This is a genomic window from Azospirillum formosense, assembly GCF_040500525.1.
Taxonomy (GTDB): Bacteria; Pseudomonadota; Alphaproteobacteria; order Azospirillales; family Azospirillaceae; genus Azospirillum; species Azospirillum formosense_A.
On sequence record NZ_CP159402.1, the window covers coordinates 566,988 to 583,375 of the forward strand.

The 16,388-nt window shown below is 68.1% G+C and carries 10 protein-coding genes and 1 tRNA gene; 4 read left to right on the forward strand and 7 right to left on the reverse strand.

Features of this window, described 5'->3' with window-relative positions; all coding sequences use genetic code 11:
- Positions 1–2: 2 nt before the first annotated feature.
- Both ABVN73_RS02695 and ABVN73_RS02700 read right to left on the reverse strand, forming a co-directional pair.
- A complete protein-coding gene (locus ABVN73_RS02695; protein ID WP_353858817.1) occupies positions 3–1,187 on the reverse strand; it encodes a glycosyltransferase family 4 protein in 1,185 nt (394 codons plus the stop codon).
- A gap of 83 nt (positions 1,188–1,270) precedes the next feature.
- Positions 1,271–1,672: a 4a-hydroxytetrahydrobiopterin dehydratase gene (locus ABVN73_RS02700; protein ID WP_353858818.1), complete on the reverse strand. Its 402-nt coding sequence runs from the start codon at positions 1,670–1,672 to the stop codon at positions 1,271–1,273.
- Positions 1,673–1,787: 115 nt separating this feature from the next.
- On the opposite strand from ABVN73_RS02700, the gene ABVN73_RS02705 reads away from it, so the two are divergent.
- Entirely contained in the window at positions 1,788–2,381 is a 594-nt protein-coding gene (locus ABVN73_RS02705) for a uracil-DNA glycosylase (protein WP_353858819.1), read from the forward strand.
- 6 nt (positions 2,382–2,387) lie between these two features.
- On the opposite strand, the gene glk is transcribed toward ABVN73_RS02705, so the two are convergent.
- From glk to ABVN73_RS02720, 3 genes are all read right to left on the reverse strand, one after another.
- Positions 2,388–3,362, reverse strand: coding sequence for a glucokinase (glk, locus tag ABVN73_RS02710; protein ID WP_353858820.1), 975 nt, complete (start codon positions 3,360–3,362; stop codon positions 2,388–2,390).
- Between the two features lie 10 nt (positions 3,363–3,372).
- Entirely contained in the window at positions 3,373–4,770 is a 1,398-nt protein-coding gene (gene otsA, locus ABVN73_RS02715; RefSeq protein WP_353858821.1) for an alpha,alpha-trehalose-phosphate synthase (UDP-forming), read from the reverse strand.
- Positions 4,771–5,233: 463 nt separating this feature from the next.
- Entirely contained in the window at positions 5,234–6,112 is an 879-nt protein-coding gene (locus ABVN73_RS02720) for an N-formylglutamate amidohydrolase (RefSeq protein WP_353858822.1), read from the reverse strand.
- 232 nt (positions 6,113–6,344) lie between these two features.
- Between ABVN73_RS02720 and ABVN73_RS02725 the strand changes: the two genes are divergently transcribed.
- Both ABVN73_RS02725 and ABVN73_RS02730 read left to right on the forward strand, forming a co-directional pair.
- A tRNA-Val gene (locus ABVN73_RS02725) sits at positions 6,345–6,419 on the forward strand.
- A gap of 514 nt (positions 6,420–6,933) precedes the next feature.
- A complete protein-coding gene (locus ABVN73_RS02730) occupies positions 6,934–9,051 on the forward strand; it encodes a methyl-accepting chemotaxis protein (RefSeq protein ID WP_353858823.1) in 2,118 nt (705 codons plus the stop codon).
- A gap of 80 nt (positions 9,052–9,131) precedes the next feature.
- Here ABVN73_RS02730 and ABVN73_RS02735 read toward each other — a convergent pair whose 3' ends face one another.
- Both ABVN73_RS02735 and ABVN73_RS02740 read right to left on the reverse strand, forming a co-directional pair.
- Entirely contained in the window at positions 9,132–11,123 is a 1,992-nt protein-coding gene (locus tag ABVN73_RS02735) for a methyl-accepting chemotaxis protein (RefSeq protein ID WP_353858824.1), read from the reverse strand.
- A 464-nt stretch (positions 11,124–11,587) separates the two neighbouring features.
- The gene (locus tag ABVN73_RS02740; protein ID WP_353859450.1) at positions 11,588–13,759 is read right to left on the reverse strand and encodes a malate synthase G; all 2,172 of its coding nucleotides are present in this window, start codon (positions 13,757–13,759) and stop codon (positions 11,588–11,590) included.
- Positions 13,760–14,006: 247 nt separating this feature from the next.
- Between ABVN73_RS02740 and ABVN73_RS02745 the strand changes: the two genes are divergently transcribed.
- A complete protein-coding gene (locus ABVN73_RS02745) occupies positions 14,007–16,199 on the forward strand; it encodes an ATP-dependent RecD-like DNA helicase (protein WP_353859451.1) in 2,193 nt (730 codons plus the stop codon).
- Positions 16,200–16,388: the final 189 nt, after the last annotated feature.

Genomic DNA, 16,388 nt, shown 5'->3' on the forward strand with positions numbered 1-16,388 from the left:
CGCTACAGCACCGACTCCAGGACGTCGGCCACCCCGTCCGCGTAGCGGTCCCAGGTCAGACCGGCCAGGAAGGCGGCGCCGGCCCGCCCGACGGCCGCGGCGCGGGCGCGGTCGGCCCACAGCCCTTCCAGCGCCGCGACGATCTCCTCAACGTCGCTCTCGCCCCAGCCGTCGGTGCCGAAATCGGTCCGGATGGCGGCCTGCCGGGTCAGCGGCACGCAGCGGTCCGCCCCGATCAGGTCGAGGTGCCCGGTGTTGGCCGACAGGATGGCGGGCACTCCGCAGGCCATGCATTCCATCGCCACGAGGTTGGTGCCGCCCTCGCCGCGGTTTGGGAACAGGCCGACGTCGACCTCGCGCAGGATGCGGGCCATGTCGGCGTTGGGCACCGGGCCCAGGTCCATCACCTGATCGGCGCGCAACCCGTTGGCGGCGGCCCAGCCCGCGCCGTCGAACGCGCCGTTCTCGTGGAAGCATACGGGCGCCACGGCGGGGTTGGCCTCCAGGGAGCGGGCGCTCTCCGGCCAGGGGTTGTGCCAGGCGGTCAGCAGCAGCGCCTCGGGATGGCGCTCGGCGAAGGCGCGGAAGCCGAGCAGGGCGAGGTCCTGCCCCTTGCGGAACTCCGGCTTGCCGCCGGAGAAGACAACGAAGCGGTCCTTGAACCAGCCGGCCTTGGGCGCCGGGTGGAAATGGGTGGGGTCGACGCCCTGCAGCACCGTCCGCACCCGCCCGATGCCGGCACCGGTCAGCACCCGCTCGACGAAGCTGGACCCGGCGACGATGGCCGCGCAGCGCTCCGCCCGCGCCAATCCCTCGGCGTCGATGGCGGTGTCCTCCAGATAGCAGACGCCGACGGTGGGCTGGCCCTTCAGGGTCACGCCCTCCACCGACCGGCTGCCGACGAGGTTGTTGCCGAGCCCGCGCAGCACCGGCACCGACACCCCGACCTCCTGTCCCGCGTGGGGGGCGATCTGCCGGCAGAGCGCCTCGGACTCGCGGACGAAGCCGGCCATGCGCCGCCATTCCAGCGGCGACAGCGCTATGTCCTCCAGCCGCAACGGCAGCGAGCAGACCGGCACCAGCCGACCGCTGCGCGTCCAGCTCAGCGCCAGTTGCAGCCCGTTGACACCCCAGCCGCTGTAGCTGGACAGGCCCCATTGGATGACGGCGGGCTGGGCGGTGGGCATTGTCTGTCTCGCGGTCTGGTTTCCCTCACCCTAACCCTCTCCCCGGTGGGGAGAGGGAAAAAAGTTGAGGAGACGGGGCGAAATCACCCGCGCCGCGCGGTGGGGGAGACGTCGCCCATGGATTCCGACACCGGGGCGTAGGGTTCGTCCATCAGACCCTCGACCTTGGCGGCCATGATGAAGTCGTTCTCGTGCAGGCCCTTGATCTTGTGCGTCCAGAAGGTGACGGTGCAATGGCCCCAGCCGTAGAGGATCTCGGCGTGGTGGCCCTCCGCCTCGCACAGGTCGCCGACGCGCATCGCGAAGTGCTGCGCCTCGCGGAAGTTGGCGAAGCGGTAGTCGCGCTCCAGCCGGTCGGGGTCCGGCCTGATCGACCAGCCGGGCACCTGCACCAGATAGTTTTCCGCCATGGCGCGGTCCATCGGGGGAATGCCGCCGCGGCAGGGTTCGCAGCTCTTTCCCGCCAGCTCCTGTTGTGTCGCCATCTCGCGTCCTCCGGTGTTGTTGGTTCGAACTCCTCGTTTCGAACAATGCTGGGGCCAAAGCCTCCCAAGGACAAGCCTCCCGGCGGCAAGCCTCACGACCAGCAAGGACGCGCGCATGACGGACCTGCCCTTCGCCGATTACCAGCAGCCCACGAAGGCCGCCGCCGGGCCACGCCTCGCCATCGTGGGAGAGGCGCCGGGCGCGGAGGAGGCGCGGCGCGGCGTGCCCTTCGTCGGGCGCAGCGGCCAGCTCCTCGACGAGACGCTGAAGGCGGCGGGGGTGGAGCGGGCGGAATGCCTCGTCGCCAACGTCTTCCGCCACCAGCCGCCGGGCAACAAGGTCGGCCATTTCTTCGCCTCGCGCACCCGCGCCAGGAAGGAGGGGCGGGCGCTGGACGAGCGCTGGGGACCGTTCGGCACCTCCGACTGGGTGCTGGCGGAGTTCTCCGGCGAGATCGAGCATCTGCAGCGGACGCTGGAGGGCTTTGCCCCCCGCGTCATCGTCGCGCTCGGCCGCACGCCGCTGTGGGCGCTGACCGGGCTGAACGGGATCATGCAGTTGCGCGGCACGGTCCAGCCCTGCCGCCTCGTGCCGGGGGCGGAGGTGGTGGCGACCTTCCACCCCAGCTACATCCTGCGCGGCCAGCTCGCCGAGCAGCCGACCTTCCTGGCCGACCTGAAACTGGCCGCCTCGCGCCTGACGGCCTGAGCGCCTTTACGCCCGCTCCGCGGCTTCGGCCAGGCCGAGGAAGGCGGGAAGCTCGTGGGTGATGACGTAGGTGGGGATCGGGGCCAGGAAGTCGCGCATCCGGCCCTTCTCCATGAAGCGCTTGCGGAAGCGGGAGTGGGTGAACAGGGTGCCCAGCTTCGGCACGATGCCGCCCGCGATGTAGATGCCGCCGCGCGCGCCCAGCGTCAGGGCGAGGTTCCCCGCCACGGTGCCGAGCATCGCGCAGAACATCTCCACCGCCTCCACGCAATGCGGGTTCGTGTTGGCGGTCGCCGCGTCGGACACCTGGGCCGGGGTAAAGGGCTCCGGCTCCTGGTGGTCGAGGATGCACAGCGCCTGATAGAGGTTGACCAGACCCGGCCCGGACAGCACCCGCTCCGCCGACACATGGTCGAAGCTCTTGCGGAGCTGGGCCAGCACAGCGCTCTCTCGGTCGCTGACCGGCGCCATGGTGACGTGGCCGCCTTCCGCGGCCAGCGCGGTCCAGCCCTCGGGTCCGGGCACCAGCCCCGACACCCCCAGCCCGCTGCCCGGCCCGATCACCCCGACGACGCGGCCCGGCTCCGGCGCTCCCTCGCCCACCTGATGAACATCGGCGGGGGTGAGGCGGGGCACCGACAGGGCGACGGCGGTGAAGTCGTTGATGACGGCCAGCCGCTCCAGCCCCAGCCGGCCGCGCACCTCGGCCGTGGAGAAGGACCAGCCGCGGTTGGTCATCAGCACCGCGTCGCCGGTCACCGGGCCGGCGATGGCGAAGGCGCCGCGGCTGGGCCGGGCGTCCGGCGCCATGCCGCCGAGATAGGCCAAAGCCGCCGCCTCCAGCGATGGGAAGTCGGCGCAGCGCAGCACGCGCGAACCGTGGATGCCCGTGCCGTCGATCAGGCCGAAGCGGGCGTTGGTGGCGCCGATGTCGGCGACCAGGGTGACGGGCCCGGAGGCGGCGGTGCGGTGTATGGTCATGCGCTCAGTTTCACCCGTACGGCGCGCGCGTCAAGGCATCGACGTAGCTTTCCCGCCACCAGCCGATGTCGTGGCTGCGCAGGATGCGCATCATCGCGGCGTGGCGCTCCTTGCGCTCGGGCAGGGGCATGGTCAGGGCGCGCTGGAGGGCGTCGGCCACCGCCTCGATGTCGAAGGGATTGACGATCAGCGCCGAATCGAGTTCCCGCGCCGCGCCGGCGAAGGTGGACAGCACCAGCACGCCGGGATCGTCGGGGTCCTGGCAGGCGACATACTCCTTGGCGACGAGATTCATGCCGTCGCGCAGCGGGGTGACCAGACCGACATGGGCGGTGCGGTAGAAGCCGGCCAGCACACGCCGGCCGAAGCTCTTGTTCAAATAGCGGATGGGCACCCAGTCGAATTCGGCGAAGCGCCCATTGATGCGGCCCGACAGCTCCGACAGCTCCCGCTTGATGGCGATGTATTCCGGCACCTCCTCGCGGCTCGGTGGGGCCACCTGAAGGAAGGAGACTCGGTTGCAGTGCTCAGGATAGGTCGCCAGGAGCTGCTCGAAAGCCTGGAAGCGCTGCGGCAGGCCCTTCGAATAGTCCAGCCGGTCGACCCCGATGATCAGACGCCGGCCGACGAGGCTTTCCTTCAGCCGCTGGGTGTGGCGCGAGCGCACGGCGGTCTCGGCGATGCTCACAAGGTTTTCGGTGTCGATGCTGATGGGGAAGGCGCGGGCCAGCAGCGTGCGGCCGAAGGCGTGGATCAGCATGCCGCCCTCGGGACCGCGGTCCTCCACCTCGCCGTCCAGCTCCTGCCGGATGTAGTCGGCGAAGCCGCGCAGATCCACATGGGTGTGGAAGCCGACGAGGTCGTAGGCGCACAGCTCGCGGATCAGCTCCCGGTGGTTCGGCAGCGCCACCAGGATTTCCGGGGCGGGGAAAGGCGTATGCAGGAAGAAGCCCATGCGCTGGGTGCAGCCGCGCTGGCGCAATTCCTCCCCGAAAGGGATCAGATGGTAGTCGTGGACCCACACCATGTCGTCGGGGCGCAGCAGCGGAACCAGCTTCTCCGCGAAATAGCCGTTGACGCGCTTGTAGCCCTCGCGGGTGCGGCGGCTGACCTCGATCAGGCCCACGCGGTAATGGAACAGCGGCCACAGGGTCTGGTTGGCGAAGCCGTTGTAGTACTCTTCGAAGTCGCGGCGGCTGAGGTCCAGCGTCGCGTAGGTCAGGCGTCCGACGTCGGTGCGCCGGGGCTCGCTCTGCGACTCCTCCTCGACCACCGTGCCGCTCCAGCCGAACCAGATGCCTCCGGTCTTCTTCAGCGCGGCCAGCACGGCCACGGCGAGGCCCCCGGCGGCTTGCTTGCCTTCGTCGATGGGGGCGACGCGGTTGGATACGACGACCAGTCTGCTCACGTTGGTGGTTCTCCGGTGCCGGACGGCCGCGTGGTTGGGCGGCCGAATGGCGCGTGTCGGGGCGGACCCCGGGGCGCGCAGGGACAAAACGACCGTATGGAGGGTTGGTTCCCTATCGGTCGGATGGGTTATGTCGAAGGACCGGGGTGGGTTGGCGGACGCGCCGCCAGCCCCAGATTGTGCGGGAGCAGGGCCGGGATTCTGTGTGCAATGCAGCATAATCGGCTGTTTGCACCGCGCCGTAGCTTTGTCTTAACTTTGGTTAAACCATTGAATGACATGAAAAAACATTTTCCCTCTTGATCCCCGGACGGGGCTTCATCATATTGTGCAGTGCGGCATCGGTCGTGTCTGCGACGCGGTCGGTGCCGTAACGCACTTCTTGGGCGTTTCCTCCCTAGACTCGGGCCGGGGCCTTTGCCCCGGCCTTTTTTTGTGCGCCGTCCGGCGCGTGAAGGGCTGTTCAGCGCGGCGCAAGGGGGCCGGGAGGCACATGGGCGACGTTGTCGACCAGTTCGTGCATGTGGCGGGTCAGGACGGTCAGGAAGGGCAGGCGCGACAGCGTCGCCTCGTCCATGTAGAGGTCCCGGCTGATCTCGATCTGGAGCGCGTGGATGCCTTGGCGGGGGCGCCCGTAATGGCGGGTGGTGTAGCCGCCGGCGTAGGGCGCGTTGCGGCTGACCGTGTAGCCCAGGCCGCGCAGGAACCGCTCCGCCGTCTCGATGACCGTGGGGGCGCAGGAATTGCCGAAGCAATCCCCCAGCACGATGTCGCTGCGCCGGTTGTCGCGGTCGCCCAGCCCGGGGGAGGGCATGGAGTGGCAGTCGATCAGCACCGCGTGGCCGAAGCGGGCGCGCGTGTCCTCGACCAGCCGTCGCAGGGCCGTGTGGTAGGGGGTGTAGCATTGCTCCACCCGGCGGACCGCTTCGGCAAAGCGCAGCTTGCCGCGGTAGATGTCCTCGCCGTTGGCGACCACCCGCGCGATGGTGCCCAACCCGGCCGCGACGCGCGGCGAGCGCGTGTTGACGTAGGGCGGCAGGCTGTCCGCGAACATCTCCGGGTCCAGCTCGTAGGCTTCGCGGTTGACGTCCAGGAAGGCGCGGGGGAACAGCGCGCGGATCAGCGGGATGCCCAGCGCCGGGGCGCCCGAGAAGATCTCGTCGACGAAGCAGTCCTCCGACTTGCGCAACGCGCGCGGGTCGAGCCGGGCCGCCGCCAGGAACTCGGCGGGATAGCGGTTGCCGCTGTGCGGCGAGGCCAGCACCAGCGGCTTGGTCTGTTCGTCCGGGGCCAGAAGCTCGAAGGCCGGCTCCGGTGTGGCGGCGTCGACGGATGCATCCATGGCATGTGATGTAGTGGACCTGGACGGCTCTGTCACGCACCGTCCCGCTCACGCCCCAACAGAGGGAGGCGCGGGCCGTCCCGTCCGTGGCAAAATTCGATGGGTTCGCCGTCGAGCGGCAAAAAAGTGAAATCGAGGCTTGCCAGACCCCAGGGATGATGGTACATCCCACGCCCACGCCGGACGGGACGCAAGACGGATGCCGAACCCCGAACCGACCGGCGGCACGGATGGGCGCGTAGCTCAGCGGGAGAGCACTACGTTGACATCGTAGGGGTCACAGGTTCAATCCCTGTCGCGCCCACCATCCTCGAAGGCCGGAACCCAGACGGGTTTCCGGCCTTCGCCATGTCTGGCTCCGTTTCCGGCTCCGCGGGGCCTGAGGCGAGCGAAGGGCGCCCCTCCCCGCATTCCGGATGTGTTGAGCCACCAACAAGCGTTGGGGCCGGGAAAGTGCCTGCTCTTCCGTTGGCGACGATGCTCATCAAAGGGCGGAAGCAATGAAATTGCCCGGCCTACTTCTAAAATTATGCGTATCCGACAGTTTAAAACCTTTCAATACGTATATGATTCCTTTGTTCTGTAATGATAAAGAATATTTAAGACCATAAGTTGAGGAAATTGAAGGGCAGAGCTGCAGTATTTTTCATCTCATTCTTAAGTACTATGAGATTGATTGTAGGATCCATTTAACATGTCATTATAATTTATATGGAATTATCCCGCCTGAACACATCCTGTGCAAGGCGGAATTCTCAATGAACATAAGAACAATTCAACAAAAGATTGCCGGATTGGCAGGGCTATGCCTGATTGGAACGGTGGGTGTCCTGGTCGGCTTCGGGGTTCTGTCGGCCAACACCACCAACACCTACGTCAACACCCAGGTCACCGATATCCTGGAGCGCAAGACCAAGGAATCCCTGCTCAATCTCGCCTCCTCACAAGCCGGGCTGATCCGGGCGGAGTTCGATACGGCCTTGAACACGGCGCGAACCATGGCGCACGGCTTCGCGTCCATCGTCGATCCCAAGAACGCGGGGAGCGCCCCGATCGCCACCCGGCGCGACGCCATCAACGGCATTCTGCTCAACGTGCTGCAGAACAACGAGCTGTTCAACGGCACCTACACCGCGTGGGAGCCCAACGCGCTGGATGGCGACGACGACGCCTTCAAGGGGCATCGGGAGTCTGGAAACGACGCGACGGGGCGCTTCATTCCCTATTGGAACCGGGACCAGAACGGTCGAATCGCCATGCAGCCGCTTGTCGAATACGACAGCCGCGACCTGCATCCCAACGGCGTCATGAAGGGTGGATGGTACATCGGCCCCAAGGAGACCGGGAAGGAAAGCGTTCTCGACCCGCTTCCCTATGTTGTGCAGGGCAAACAGGTCTTCCTGGCCACCCTGTCCGTTCCCGTGGTCGTCGGCGGCAAATTCCAAGGCGTGGCCGGCGCCGACTTCAACCTCGACTTCGTTCAGCAACTGGCCACGAAGGTCAGCAAGGCGGTGTTCGACGGGCGAAGCGAGGTTGTCATCATCAGCAACATGGGGCTGATCGTCGCCCACAGCGGCAAGCCGAACCTGATCGGGCAGTCGATCTCCTCCTTCGACACCGCGTGGCGGGACGATCTCGCCTACGTGCAGGGCGGAAGCGCCCATGTCGACGTGCAGACCGACAGTGGCCTGCTGCGCACCTTCGCTCCCATCCCCATGGGGCGCACAGGCAAGCCCTGGTCGGTGCTGATCCAGGTGCCGAAGGACATCGTCCTGGCCGACGCCAACGCGCTGGGCGGCGCGCTGAACGATCGGGCGAATTCCGGCATGCTGTGGCAGGTGGGCGTCGGGCTGCTGGTCATCGTCGCGGCGGTCGGTCTGATGTGGATGGTGGCCGGCCGCATCGCCCGCCCGGTCCGTGCCTGCGTCCGCTTCGCCGAAGGGATCGCCGACGGCGACTTCAATCAGGCGCTCGATGTTCGGCAGGCGGATGAAATCGGTACCCTGGCCGATGCGCTGCGCAAGATGCTGACCGATCTTCAGCGCATGATCGCGCAGCGGGCCGCCGACCAGCGGCAGGCGGAAGCGGAGCGTCGCACCGCCATGCTGACACTGGCCGACGATCTCGAATCCGACGTGATGAGCGTGGTGGAAGGCGTCGATACCGCGGCAAGGGCCATGGGCGTGACGGCTCAGACCATGACCTCCACGGCCACGCAGACCAGCCAGCAGGCGGCGGTGGTGGCAAGCGCCGCCGACGAGGCGAACGTCAACGTCCAGACCGTGGCCGCTGCCACGGAGGAGCTTTCCGGGTCCATCCGCGAAATCGGGGAACGCGTCAACCGCTCCGCCGAGATCGCCCGCGACGCGGTGAGCGCGGCCCAGCGGGCCAACGATCAGGTTCTCGGCTTGACCGAGGCCGCCGGCAAGATCGGCATGGTCGTCCAACTCATCCAGGACATCGCGGCGCAGACCAACCTGCTGGCCTTGAACGCGACGATCGAGGCGGCCCGCGCCGGAGAGGCCGGCAAGGGCTTCGCGGTGGTGGCGGGTGAGGTGAAGCATCTTGCCAACCAGACCGCCAAGGCGACGGAGGACATCGCCCTGCAGGTGAACGAGATGCAGCGTGTCACCGGCGATACCGCCACGGTGATCAAGGGGGTCGGCACCATCATCGCCCAGATCGACGGCATCGCGGCCAACATCGCGGCCGCGGTGGAGGAGCAGAGCGCCGCGACGCTGGAGATCGCGCGCAATGTCCAGCAAGCCGCGACCGGCACGAAGGAGGTGTCGTCCAACATCACCGGCGTGCGCGGGGCCGCCACGGAGGCTGGCCATTCCGCGCAGGAGGTGCTGTCGGTCTCCGGTCAGTTGAGCGTGGAATCGGAACGCCTGCGCGGCGTGGTGCACGGCTTCCTGGGGAAGATCAGGGCCGCCTGAGCGGCCCGGTTCGACGGGACGCAGGGCCGCCCCCGCGACGTGGCGGGGGCGGCCGGAAACCCTGACGGCGGTTGTTGGACTCAGGCCGCGCTGCGGTTCGGTCCCAGTCCGCGCGCCAGGGTCGCCAGATCACGCTCCAGCACCGGCTGGTCAGCCTCCGGCAGGCTGAACTTCACGTGCAGCCGTCCCGGCTCGCAGGACTTCACCGTGAAGGGCAGGGGGCGGGACAGGCCGGGGGCGTGCAGGGTGCCGGGGCTCCCCGCCGCCATCAAGGGCGCGTCCACGATCATCGCGCCGCCGGACGACAGGTTGACGATCCGCGCCTCCCGGCCCGTGCCGGCGCCGGCGCCATCGAGGGTGCAGGGCAAATCGATCCGCAGGCGCGGCTTGCGGCGGCGGTCGACGTCGCTGGTCGCGGTGCGGACGACGCGCACCAGGACGCTCTGAAGGTCGTCGATGCTCCGCGCCACGTCGTCGGCGACGGCGCGCATGCCACCCGCCCGCTCGCCGGTCTGGTTGGCCTCCTCCGACACCAGCGCGATCCGGCTGGACACCTCCCGGGCGGCGTGGCTGGTCTCGTTGACGGTGCGGGCGATTTCCCGGGTGGCGGCGTCCTGCTCCTCGACCGCCGCGGCGATGGAGGAGGAGATGTCGGACACCTGGTCGATGCTCGCGGCGACCTCGCCCACCCGGTCCACCGCCTGCCTGGTGACCGACTGGACGTCGGTGATCAGCGCGGCGATCTCCTCGGTGGAGCGGGCGGTCTGGCTGGCCAGGTTCTTGACCTCCTGAGCCACCACGGCGAAGCCCTTGCCCGCCTCGCCGGCGCGGGCCGCCTCGATGGTGGCGTTCAGCGCCAGCAGATTGGTCTGGCTGGCGATGTCGCCGATCAACCGGGCGACGGCGCCGATCCGCTCCACCGCCGTCGACAGATGCGCGATGATCGCGCTGGCGGAGCCGGCCTTCTCGACGGCGTCTCCCGTCACCGACACCGAGGCGGTCACCTGCCGGCCGATTTCCTGGATCGAGGCGGACAGTTCGTTGGCGGCGGCGGCGACCGTCTGGGCGTTGGCCAGCGCCTGGCTCGCCGCTGCGGCGACGGTCTGGGAGTTGTCGCTGACCATCCCGGCGGAGGCGGTCATCGCCTCGGCGTTGCTGGCCATCTGCCCGGCGTGCCGGGCCACCTGCTCAACGGCGGCGCGGGTCTCGCGCTCCACCGTGTCGGCCATGGCGGCGAGGGCTTGGCGCCGCTCCTTCTCACCGGCCTCGCGGGCGCGCTCCTGTTCGGCGCGCAGGCGCTCGTTCTCAAGGCCGGCTTCGCGGAAGACGCGCACGGCATCGGCCATCTGGCCGATCTCGTCGCGGCGCCCCTCGAATCCGACCTCGATCCGCAGATTGCCGGCCGCCATGCCGGTCATGGTCTGCCGCATCCGGTTGATCGGCCCGATCACCTCCCGGCGCAGGAAGAGGATGGAGGCGGCGACCAGGAACAGCGCCGCCGCGGCGGTGGCGATCAGCAGGGTTCTCAGCGTGGCGGTGGCGGCCTCGATGTCGGCCACCGCCGCGTCGAGGCCGCCCAGACGCTCCTCGCGGACCGTCTCCATGGTGGACAGGAGCCGCTCCATCTCCTTGCCCATGCTCTCCGCCACCGCGTCGAACTGCCCCATCATGGCGTTCCCCGCCGACGGGCCGTCCTCGATGTAGGTCCGGGACATGCGCCGGCCCAGCTCGTAGAAGGGCGGAAAGGCGTCGCGGGTGGCGGCGATGCTGCGCACCATGTCCGCCAGACCCAGCTCCTGGGCGATGGCATGGGCGTTCTCGGCGTGCTGGGCGAAGGCCTTCGCGAAGTCCTCAGCCTTGGCGGGCCCGTCGTCCAGACCATCCAGCCCGCGGGTCGCCGACACGTCGGTCAACCACTGCTGAACCTGCGCCACGTCGTACCGGATGTTGGCGATCAACTCGCTCAACGGCACGATCTTGCGGCTCACCGCGTCGGCGGTCTGGCGGACGTGGGAGAGGTGATGTTCCTGCAGCGATGTTTCTTTCCCGACAAAGAACGTTGCGATCGCCATGACGACAAAAACGAACACGGAGGTCAGCGTTGCCTTTCGTTTGACGGTCATGGCGTGCAAGAAATTCATAACAATGCTCCATTCCATATAGTGCCGAGTTCTAACTGAGGGTCGCGGCTGCTTCGGTGGGACAATTCATTCAATCATCAACGAAATCAAGTTTACCATTGATCGTATTACGAAGCCCAGGGATGCGTTTGACGTTGTGAATGCTTCTTGAAAAGAGTGTCCGGTGCTGGTGCGCAGTTATTGGACGTTTACCATTGAATGTTCGTTCAAGGAAATCGTGTTTGGAAGCATGGATGTTTGTTCGTGGTTTAATCTTCGGATTTTTCCATCTTTGAGCCCTTATTTCCTGTCCTGTCTCCGGTTTTTCGTTGCACGCAAAGAAAAAGGCCCTCCCCCGCGAACGGGGAAGGGCCTCCGGGAAAGGGCCTGCGAAGCGTGCCGGATGGCCGGCCGGCTCAGCCGGCGGCCTTCGTCTTGGCCTCGATGCGGCGGCGGTGCAGCACCGGCTCGGTGTAGCCGTTCGGCTGCTCGCGGCCCTTGAAGACGAGGTCGCAGGCGGCCTGGAAGGCGACGCTGCCATCGAAGTCGGCGGCCATCGGGCGGTAGAGCGGATCGCCGGCGTTCTGCTTGTCCACCACGGCGGCCATGCGCTTCATCGTCTCCATGACCTGCGCCTCGGTGGTGATGCCGTGGAGCAGCCAGTTGGCGATGTGCTGGCTGGAGATGCGCAGCGTGGCGCGGTCCTCCATCAACCCGACGTTGTTGATGTCCGGCACCTTGGAGCAGCCCACGCCCTGGTCGATCCAGCGCACGACGTAGCCGAGGATGCCCTGGGCGTTGTTGTCCAGCTCCTGCTGGATCTCCTCCTCCGACCAGTTGGGGCGGTCGGCCAGCGGGATGGTCAGGATGGCGTCCAGGCTGGCGCGCTCGCGGCGGGCCAGCTCCTCCTGGCGGGCGGCGACGTTGACCTGATGGTAGTGCAGGGCGTGCAGCGTGGCCGCGGTGGGCGAGGGCACCCAGGCGGTGTTGGCGCCGGCCTGCGGGTGGGCGACCTTGGCGGCCAGCATGTCGGCCATGCGGTCGGGCATCGCCCACATGCCCTTGCCGATCTGGGCGTGGCCCTTCAGCCCGCAGAGCAGGCCGGTGTCCACGTTCCAGTCCTCGTAGGCCTTGATCCAGGCGGACGACTTCATGTCGTTCTTGCGGATCATCGGGCCGGCTTCCATGGCGGTGTGCATCTCGTCGCCGGTGCGGTCGAGGAAGCCGGTGTTGATGAACACCACGCGCGCCGCCGCGGCGCGGATGCACTCCTTGAGGTTTACCGTGGTGCGGCGCTCCTCGTCCATGATGCCCATCTTCAGCGTGTTGCGCGCGATGCCCAGCGCGTCCTCCACGCGGGCGAACAGCTCGTCCGCGAAGGCGACCTCCTCCGGACCGTGCATCTTCGGCTTCACGATGTAGACCGAGCCGGCGCGGCTGTTGAGACGGGCGCCCTTGATGTCGTGCAGCGCGATCAGCGAGGTGATCATGCCGTCGAGGATGCCTTCCGGCGCCTCGCTGCCGTCCTTCAGCAGGACCGCGCTGTTGGTCATCAGGTGGCCGACGTTGCGGATCAGCATCAGGCTGCGGCCGGGCAGGGTGATCGTCTCGCCGTTGCGGCTGGTGTAGCTGCGGTCGGGGTTCAGCCGGCGCTCCACCGTGCCGCTGCCCTTGGGGAAGCGGGCGGTCAGGGTGCCGGTCATCAGGCCCAGCCAGTTGCGGTAGGCCAGCACCTTGTCCTCGGCATCCACGGCGGCGACGGAGTCCTCGCAGTCCTGGATGGTGGTCAGGGCGGATTCGAGCACGAGGTCGGCGACCCCCGCCGCGTCGGTCTTGCCGATCGGGTGGCTGCGGTCGATGCGGATTTCCATGTGCAGGCCGTTGTCGGCCAGCAGGATGGCGGTCGGGGCGGACGGCGCGCCGTTGTAGCCGACCAGACGCTCCGGCTCGGCCAGCCCCGTGCTGCGGCCGTCCTTCAGCGCGACGACGAGGCGGCCGTTGTCCACCGTGTAGGCGGCGGCGTCGGCGTGCGACCCGTCGGACAGCGGGGCGGCGCGGTCCAGCACGTCGCGGGCGAAGGCGATGACCTTCTCGCCGCGCTTCGGGTTGTAGCCGGCGGTGCGCTCCGCCTCGTCCGTGTCGGGGATGGCGTCGGTGCCGTAGAGCGCGTCGTACAGGCTGCCCCAGCGGGCGTTGGCGGCGTTCAGCGCGTAGCGGGCGTTCATCACCGGCACGACGAGCTGCGGGCCGGCGGTCGTGGAGATCTCCGGATCGACGTTCTCGGTCGTCACGGCGAAGTCCGGGCCTTCCGGCAGGAGATAGCCGATCTCCTTGAGGAATTCGGTGTGGGCGGCGCGGTCCAGCGGCTGGCCGCGGCGGCTGCGGTACCACTCGTCGATCTGGGCCTGCAGCGCGTCCCGCTTGGCCAGCAGCGCGCGGTTGCGCGGGGCCAGATCGTGGAGGATCGCGTCAAGGCCCGACCAGAATTGCTCCGGCGTTACGCCGGTGCCCGGCAGGGCTTCGTTCTCGATGAAGCGGTGAAGCTCCGTGGCAACTTGCAAGCCGCCAACCTGAATGCGTTCCGTCACCATTGCTGCTCTTTCCTTCCGAAGTCGTAGACACCGCGGTTTTTCGGTTTGTCGTTCTTTGGCTGACGTTTTATTCACCGCAAGCCCACGCGCGGCGCCGTCCATACGGTGCGGTCCGCGGCGCGGGCTTCGGGCGACAAGGTACACATTCGCGGGGCCGCGGTCTTCCTCCGAATTGCCGCGCTGCGGCGGTGGCGCGGGGAACTCCCCCAACGGCCCGCCAGCGCCTATGTAGGGTGGCATGAGCATATCCGGCCATGCATCCCCGGCGGCGGGCACGCCCGCGCGGGAGCCGCTGTCCGGGCTGGTGGAGCGGGTGACCTTCCACAGCCCGGAGACGGGATTCTGCGTGCTGCGGCTGAAGGTGCGCGGGCAGCGCGACCTCGTCACGCTGGTCGGCCACGCCGCCACCATCGGCGCGGGGGAGTTCGTGCAGGCCAGCGGCGCCTGGGTGAACGACCGCAACCACGGGCTCCAGTTCAAGGCCGACTTCCTGCGCGCCACCCCGCCGACCACGGTGGAGGGGATCGAGAAGTATCTCGGCTCCGGCCTGATCCGCGGCATCGGGCCGGTCTACGCCAAGAAGATGGTCAAGGCCTTCGGCGAGGCGGTGTTCGACGTGATCGAGCAGGAGCCGGACCGGCTGCGGCAGGTCACCGGCATCGGGCCGAAGCGGGCGCAGCGGATCATCGCCGGCTGGGCCGACCAGAAGGTGATCCGGGAGATCATGATCTTCCTGCACAGCCACGGGGTCGGCACCTCGCGCGCGGTGCGCATCTTCAAGACCTACGGGCCGGACGCCATCCGGCTGATCACCGAGAACCCCTACCGGCTGGCCCGCGACATCCGCGGCATCGGCTTCAAGACGGCGGACGCGGTGGCCGCAAGGCTGGGCATCGAGAAGACCGCGATGATCCGGGCGCGGGCCGGCATCGGCTACGCCCTGGCCGAGGCGACCGACCAGGGCCATTGTGGCGTGCCGGTGGCCGAGCTGATCCCGCTGGCCGTCAAGCTGCTGGAGATCGACGCCTCCATCCTGGAGGCCGCGGCGGAGCTGGAGCGGCAGGACGGCGCGGTGGTCGCCGACAGCCTGGGCGGCGAGCCCTGCCTGTTCCTGGCGAGCCTGCACCGGGCGGAGCGGGCCATCGCCGACCGGCTGCGCCGTCTGGCCGGCGGCCCGGTGCCCTGGCCGGAGATCGACGCGGAGAAGGCCATTCCCTGGGTCGAGGCGAAGGCCGGGATCACCCTGGCCGAGGGGCAGCGGGAGGCGCTGCGCCAGGCGGCGGCGTCGAAGCTGCTGGTGATCACCGGCGGTCCGGGGGTGGGCAAGACAACGCTGGTGAACAGCATCCTGACCATGCTGAAGGCCAAGGGTGTGTCGATCGCGCTGGCCGCCCCGACCGGCCGTGCCGCCAAGCGGCTGAGCGAGAGCACCGGCCTGGAGGCGCGGACCATCCACCGCCTGCTGGAGACCGACCCACAGGCCGGCGGCTTCAAGCGCGACGAGACCAACCCGCTGGACTGCGACCTGCTGGTGGTGGACGAGACCAGCATGGTCGACGTGCCGCTGATGAACGCGCTGCTGCGCGCCGTGCCGGGGCGGGCGGCGCTGCTGCTGGTGGGCGACGTGGACCAGCTGCCCTCGGTCGGGCCGGGGCAGGTTCTGGGCGACGTGATCGCCTCCGGCGCGGTGCCGGTGGTGCGGCTGACCGAGATCTTCCGGCAGGCGGCGACCAGCCGCATCATCGTCAACGCCCACCGCATCAACGCCGGCCAGATGCCGGAGACGCCGAAGGCCGGTGAGGACAGCGACTTCTATTTCGTCGAGGCGGCGACGCCGGAGGCCGGCGTGGCGAAGCTGATCGAGATGGTGCGTGACCGCATTCCCCGCCGGTTCGGCGCCGACCCCGTGCGCGACGTGCAGATCCTCTGCCCTATGAACCGCGGCGGTCTCGGCGCGCGGTCGCTGAACATCGAATTGCAGAGGGTGCTGAACCCGCCGGGCGAGTCCCGAGTCGAGCGATTCGGCTGGACCTTCGGTCCCGGCGACAAGGTCATGCAGGTCGAGAACAACTACGACAAGGAGGTCTACAACGGCGACCTCGGCATCGTATCCGCCGTGGACGCCGAAGAAGGGACGCTAACCGCCACCTTCGACGGACGCCCGGTGACCTATGATTTCGGAGAATTGGACGAGATCGTCCTCGCATACGCGACGACGATCCACAAGAGTCAGGGCTCCGAATACCCGGTTGTCGTGATTCCGGTGGTGACCCAGCATTACACGATGCTTCACCGAAACCTGATCTATACGGGCGTGACCCGGGGCAAGCGGCTGGTGATCATGCTCGGCCAGCGCCGCGCGCTCGCCATGGCGGTGCGTGGGGTCCAGGGGCGGCGGCGCTGGACGAAACTGGGGGAGTGGCTGTCGCCTCTATGACCCTTGGCGGAAGACAACCATGTCGGGATTTTGTCACAGACGTATGCGCGCGCGGTTTGCTCTGCCGGCACCGCCGGGCGGCGCGGGCTCCGACAGGCGCTGTGGAAAATGTCTTAAGATGTTCAATTGGCGAAAGAAATTTCCTCTGCACCGAGCTTCTGGTGGCCGCGGTGCGCGGCCGCCGGGCGG

Coding starts and splice junctions, on each gene's coding strand:
- ABVN73_RS02695 (WP_353858817.1), bottom strand. CDS start 1,187: ATGCCCACCGCCCAGCCCGCCGTCATCCAATGGGGCCTGTCCAGCTAC.
- ABVN73_RS02700 (WP_353858818.1), bottom strand. CDS start 1,672: ATGGCGACACAACAGGAGCTGGCGGGAAAGAGCTGCGAACCCTGCCGC.
- ABVN73_RS02705 (WP_353858819.1), top strand. CDS start 1,788: ATGACGGACCTGCCCTTCGCCGATTACCAGCAGCCCACGAAGGCCGCC.
- glk (WP_353858820.1), bottom strand. CDS start 3,362: ATGACCATACACCGCACCGCCGCCTCCGGGCCCGTCACCCTGGTCGCC.
- ABVN73_RS02720 (WP_353858822.1), bottom strand. CDS start 6,112: ATGGATGCATCCGTCGACGCCGCCACACCGGAGCCGGCCTTCGAGCTT.
- ABVN73_RS02735 (WP_353858824.1), bottom strand. CDS start 11,123: ATGGCGATCGCAACGTTCTTTGTCGGGAAAGAAACATCGCTGCAGGAA.